Source organism: Wolbachia endosymbiont of Drosophila barbarae (genome assembly GCF_044752445.1).
GTDB classification, from domain to species: domain Bacteria; phylum Pseudomonadota; class Alphaproteobacteria; order Rickettsiales; family Anaplasmataceae; genus Wolbachia; species Wolbachia pipientis.
In genome coordinates this window covers 1-5,234 of record NZ_JBIXJM010000170.1, presented here as the reverse complement: position 1 = coordinate 5,234, position 5,234 = coordinate 1, and the positions used below count along the sequence as shown (strand labels likewise).

Below are 5,234 nucleotides of genomic sequence, written 5' to 3'. Positions count from 1 at the left end.
CTTAATTTTTATACCATATACTGCTTTATAACCAAAAAATATCGTAATTTTTTCTATTATAAGAGAAATCATATGCTGAATTTCCAATGCTTTGCTGCCATTTGTTACTACCAGATGCAACACACCCGAATTTATATTCTGTGCATATGAGATCTTTTTCGGTTTTGTACACTCTGCTATTTCTTTCCCTACTATATTTCGCCAGTTTAAAATAAGACGTATTTCATTTTTGCTAATCTTATTTTTCATGCATTTTAATGCATAATTTTCTATTATAGACTTTAATTTTTTTGGACCGCTACGTTTGAGCATTTTTCTGTTTTTTTAGTAGGTAGATAATATAAAAGTATACATATAACTTGAGATTTTGTCATTACTGCTACATGTTTGTGAGATACCGTGACGGTATGACCATAATCGTCACTCCGCAACGCATATTGCATAGTCGTCATTCCGCCGCGGAATCTAGCCCTGGTCACGCTACTTAGATGACAACCTTCTAACTGCTTTACAAACCTCTAGCCTCACACCGTAAAAGCAGTATTTTTATGCAAAACTTATCTCAACGTAGCACTTGTCAAGATCGTTCCATTCAAAAATTTTTGTTTTGCCTCATAATTAACCTTATAGCTGTTTTAATTGTAATTAGTTAAATTATTATTAACTTGCCAGGCTAGATCCAAAAAATAGCATAATCAATATGCAAATTGTAATAGAAATCACGTTTGCGTATGGTTTATTGCTATGCGGTTAATCTTTCCTCAATCCAAGCTGCTTGAATAGCTTCGAGTATTTTTTCGTTACAGCGTTTTTCATCATCATCAAATTCCTCTAAACTCAAGACCTTTTTTTTAAGCTCAGTGAATCTGATACTAATTATATTCTCATTTGGAAATTTTTCCTCCAGAGCTTCCACAATATCTTCTATATCAAGCCATTTCATACTTTTTTGTATTTATCTGCTAAGTTAAATTGGTGCCCATGGGGAGACTTGAACTCCCAAGGTCGCAAAACCCACGGATTTTAAGTCCGCTGCGTCTACCGATTCCGCCACACGGGCTTTTTTTATCTATCTAGAGTAAAACTCTACTACTAAATTGACTTCCATGTCTGCTGAATAAGGAACCTCAGAATATTGAGGTGACCTCAAATACTTCACTGAATGCTCTTTACTATCTGCTTCTAAATAATCCGGAGCCTTGCGCTCTTGTTTTTGTTCAGCCTCTACTACTACAGGGATTTTTGCTGCCCTTTCTCTTATTTTTATTATATCACCTGGCTTCACTCGATAACTCGATATGTTAACCACCTTATCATTAACTGTAACGTGCTTGTGAGATATGAGCTGCTTTGCTGAGTAAATTGTTGGAACAAGACCAGAGTGGTATAAAACAGAACTTAATCTCGATTCTAAGATACCGATAAAATTATCAGCCGTATAACCCTTTCTGTTATAAGCATCTAAAAATGTACGTCTGAGCTGCTTACTTGAAATCGCATAGTAAAACTTAAATTTCTTATGCGCAGCAAACTGCTTACCAAAGTCGGATAACTTCTTGAATCCAAGAATACCATGTTGACCTGGAGGGTATTTCCTTTTGTTTACTGGGTCTTTAGCTCTACCCCATAAATTTACACCAAGTCTACGGCTAATCCTATACTTTCTAGTGATAACAGTTGTCATATAAAAACTCTCACGATTCAACTCTAGATTATTAAGGATTTTAGCACTCAGTGTCAACTTGTTTTTGCTGGTATAATCTTTTATACTTCATTTTTAAGTTTTTCTATTAACACATGAATCATTCACATTTAAAATCTATGGCAAACGCCATCCGTTTTTTATCAATTGATGCAGTACAAAAAGCAAACTCTGGACACCCAGGTATGCCACTTGGCATGGCAGATGTTGCAACTGTTTTGTTTGCTAAATATCTGAATCATAATCCTGATGATTCTAAATGGTTCAATAGAGATCGCTTTGTTTTATCAAACGGCCATGGGTCAATGTTACTATACTCAATATTATATTTGACAGGTTATATTAGCATAGATGAGCTAAAAAACTTCAGGCAAATGAGATCCAAGACCGCAGGTCATCCAGAGTTTGGCTTGACTTCCGGGGTAGAGGCAACGACAGGCCCTTTAGGGCAGGGGTTTGCCGCTGCTGTTGGCATGGCACTTGTTGAATCGATTCTTAAAGAACAATTTGGAGATAGCTTAATTAATCACTACACTTACGTGATGCTAGGGGATGGCTGTCTTATGGAAGGAATAAGCCATGAAGCAGCATCACTTGCTGGGCATCTTAAATTGAATAAGCTTATAGCTCTTTTTGATGATAATGATATTTCTATAGATGGCGCTACTTGCCTTTCCTGTTCTGACGATGTAGAGAAACGCTTCTTAGCGTATGGATGGAATGTTGACAAAATTGATGGCCATGATTTTGATGCCATATCCCTTGCAATAGAGCAAGCAAAAAAGTCTGATAAACCTACAATGATCTGCTGCAAAACTATTATCGGAAAATTTTCAAGCCGTGCTGGCACATCCTCTGCTCACAGTGGTGCTTTTTCGGAGGAAGACATAAAACAGATGAGAGAGAAATTAAACTGGAATTATGAACCATTCCATGTACCAGAAGATGTGAAAAATTCCTGGAAGAAAACTGTTGAGAGAGCAAAACAAAACTACACGATGTCATTCCAGCGCGTGACCAGGAAAGAAGAAAAAGAATGGATCCCAGTGTCAAGCACTGGGATGACAGAAGAGAATGCTGGGATGACAGGGTATCATGCAGAACTTCAAAGACGGTTAGATAAACATCTACCAGATAATATCGCTGGTGTTTTAGCTGACCTGAAGAAACAAATATGTGAGCTAATGCCAAACGAAGCTACACGTTCTTCTTTCGGCATGGTAATGGGACTTTTAACACAACATATGCCGGAATTAATCGGCGGTTCTGCTGATCTTACCGGGTCAAATTGCACTAAATATAAGCACATGCAGGTAATAAATAGCAATAATTATAGTGGCTCTTATGTCCACTATGGAGTGAGAGAACACGCTATGGCAGCTTGTATGAATGGTATGGCACTTCACGGCGCGATTCTTCCTTATGGCGGCACTTTTTTGGTATTTTCTGACTATTGTCGTCCTGCTATACGTCTTTCAGCTCTGATGAAGCAGCAGGTTATGTATGTCATGACTCACGACTCAATTGGAGTGGGAGAAGATGGCCCAACTCATCAGCCAATAGAGCATTTAGCCTCTTTGCGTGCTATACCAAATCTATATGTTTTTAGGCCAGCCGATGCAGTTGAAACTCTGGAGTGTGTTAGCATTGCACTCGAAAAGAAAGAATCTCCAGCACTGTTTGCGCTCTCAAGGCAAAACGTAAGTTACATGCGCAAGTTCTACTCTGATATCGATCAATCTGCTAATTTATCGAAGTTTGGTGCATATATTTTGTGTGAATGTTCAAAAGAATTAAAAGTGACGATATTTGCTACGGGGTCCGAGGTTGAAATTGCAGTTGAAGCAAGGGAGAAATTGCAGGAAAAGGGTATAGGTACAAGGATTGTTTCTATGCCATGCTGGAGGCTTTTTGACGAGCAAAGCGATGAATATAAAGCGGCAATATTAAATAATGACAGCATTAAAGTTGCAATTGAAGCCGGAAGTGAAATGGGTTGGCATAAATACATAGGTTCAAACGGTATATTTATTGGCATGAAAAGCTTCGGAGAATCAGCACCTTATAAAACACTTTATGAGCATTTTAATATCAACGCTGATCATGTGGTAAAATGTGTGTGTGAGAAGTTAGGTTGCATTCAGTAAACCTCTTGCATAACCATATGAAAGCCCACTCTTCTTTGTCATTCCAGCGCGTGACGTTATTTCCATCCAAGATGGTGTCATTCCAGTGCTCCTTTTTTTGTCATCCCAGTGCGTGACACTGGGATCTAGCCTTTATTATTTGGTTGAAATTAAGTCTTCTGGATCCCAATGTCAGCTACTTTCATGACATCATCATAAAGTAAAATGAGATCCCAGTGCGTGACACTGGGATAACAGGAGAAGGAGGCTACTTAGAGAGGATGTCATTCCAGCACTTGACACTGGAATCCAGTTTTCCGTCCAAGACGGTGTCATCCCAGTGCTTGACACTGGGATGACACCTTTTCCGGTAGAAGATCACTATCAAATCACATTGCTCTGGTCATTATGATCACCATTATTTTGTTCAACTGATTGATCGACCCCAGGTGAAGAAGAATCATCATAAGGTTGTGTGTCAGACTTTTCTTCGTCAGACCCAAACAACCATGAAAAAAAACCACCAAAAAATGATGCAATTAATGAAAAAGGCTTCATAAGTATACTAAACAAACTACCAAAAAAAGAGCTCGGCTGTTCTTCTGTTTGTGCAGGTTCTGTGGAAGCAACAGGACCTACATCGTTGTCTTGTACATCAGTTCCTCGTTCTGCATTGGTGGTGCTGGTTTTTTCCCCTTCTTTGCTATTATCTGATTGTAGTTCAGTATCATCACCTACTCGTTTTTCTTCCTCTTGACCCCCTTCACTATCTGTCGATGATCCACCCGCTGAACCATCATCAGATTTTTCTGCTGGTTGCAATAGAGTTTTTATTCCTTCATCAGTGGCTAATTTGAAAGGAGTGTTTCCATGTTTATCTTCTATATTAACATCGATTCCATCTTTTCCCAATAGGGCTTCTACTGCCTCTTTATGGCCCTTTACAACGGCCCAATGTAAAGGAGTCTGTTCTGCAAGTTTATCTTTTATATTAACATCGATTCCTTCTGCTCCCAGTAGAGCGTTCAATACATTTATATCTATGTTGTCCTTTTTAAGAACAGAATGTAAAGGAGTATCTTTCTTGTTATTTGGTAAATTATAGCATTTCTCATAATAGTCCGAACAGGTCATAGGAAGGCAGAATCAACAGCACGACGAAAGGATTCGAATAGAGGAATGTTTTTCCTGGCTCTGTTTTTTATAGCAAACCAATGATGCTCAATTTTGTTGAAATCTGGAGAATAAGGCGGCAGATACAAAATTTCTGCACCAACCCCTTTAGCAAGCTCGATAATCTTATCAGACTTATGAAAAGTAGCATTGTCAAGAATGACAGTCTGTCCAGGTTCCAAGATCGGTGTCAAAAATTGCTCAAACCATCCATTAAAAACATCCATATTACA

General features: G+C 38.4%; 7 protein-coding genes and 1 tRNA gene. 2 read left to right on the top strand and 6 right to left on the bottom strand.

Features of this window, described 5'->3' with window-relative positions:
• The 4 genes from ACIPNH_RS03380 to rpsD form a co-directional block, all read right to left on the bottom strand.
• Positions 1–312, bottom strand: a 312-nt coding sequence (locus tag ACIPNH_RS03380) for a DciA family protein (RefSeq protein ID WP_400771727.1), incomplete at its 3' end; no start/stop codon positions are given.
• A 430-nt stretch (positions 313–742) separates the two neighbouring features.
• Entirely contained in the window at positions 743–943 is a 201-nt protein-coding gene (gene iscX, locus ACIPNH_RS03375; protein ID WP_007552114.1) for a Fe-S cluster assembly protein IscX, read from the bottom strand.
• 30 nt (positions 944–973) lie between these two features.
• A tRNA-Leu gene (locus ACIPNH_RS03370) sits at positions 974–1,060 on the bottom strand.
• Between the two features lie 9 nt (positions 1,061–1,069).
• Entirely contained in the window at positions 1,070–1,684 is a 615-nt protein-coding gene (gene rpsD / locus ACIPNH_RS03365) for a 30S ribosomal protein S4 (protein ID WP_010962555.1), read from the bottom strand.
• A gap of 113 nt (positions 1,685–1,797) precedes the next feature.
• On the opposite strand from rpsD, the gene tkt reads away from it, so the two are divergent.
• Together tkt and ACIPNH_RS03355 are read left to right on the top strand one after the other, a co-directional pair.
• A complete protein-coding gene (tkt, locus tag ACIPNH_RS03360) occupies positions 1,798–3,849 on the top strand; it encodes a transketolase (RefSeq protein WP_400771725.1) in 2,052 nt (683 codons plus the stop codon).
• A gap of 215 nt (positions 3,850–4,064) precedes the next feature.
• Positions 4,065–4,187: a hypothetical protein gene (locus tag ACIPNH_RS03355; RefSeq protein WP_264724113.1), complete on the top strand. Its 123-nt coding sequence runs from the start codon at positions 4,065–4,067 to the stop codon at positions 4,185–4,187.
• 25 nt (positions 4,188–4,212) lie between these two features.
• Here ACIPNH_RS03355 and ACIPNH_RS03350 read toward each other — a convergent pair whose 3' ends face one another.
• Both ACIPNH_RS03350 and ACIPNH_RS03345 read right to left on the bottom strand, forming a co-directional pair.
• Positions 4,213–4,962 carry an ankyrin repeat domain-containing protein gene (locus ACIPNH_RS03350; RefSeq protein ID WP_400771723.1) on the bottom strand — a complete coding sequence of 250 codons (750 nt, stop codon included), beginning with the start codon at positions 4,960–4,962 and terminating at the stop codon, positions 4,213–4,215.
• The coding region (locus tag ACIPNH_RS03345; protein WP_400771714.1) for a transposase at positions 4,959–5,234 on the bottom strand (276 nt) is incomplete at its 5' end. The genes ACIPNH_RS03350 and ACIPNH_RS03345, both read right to left, overlap by 4 nt.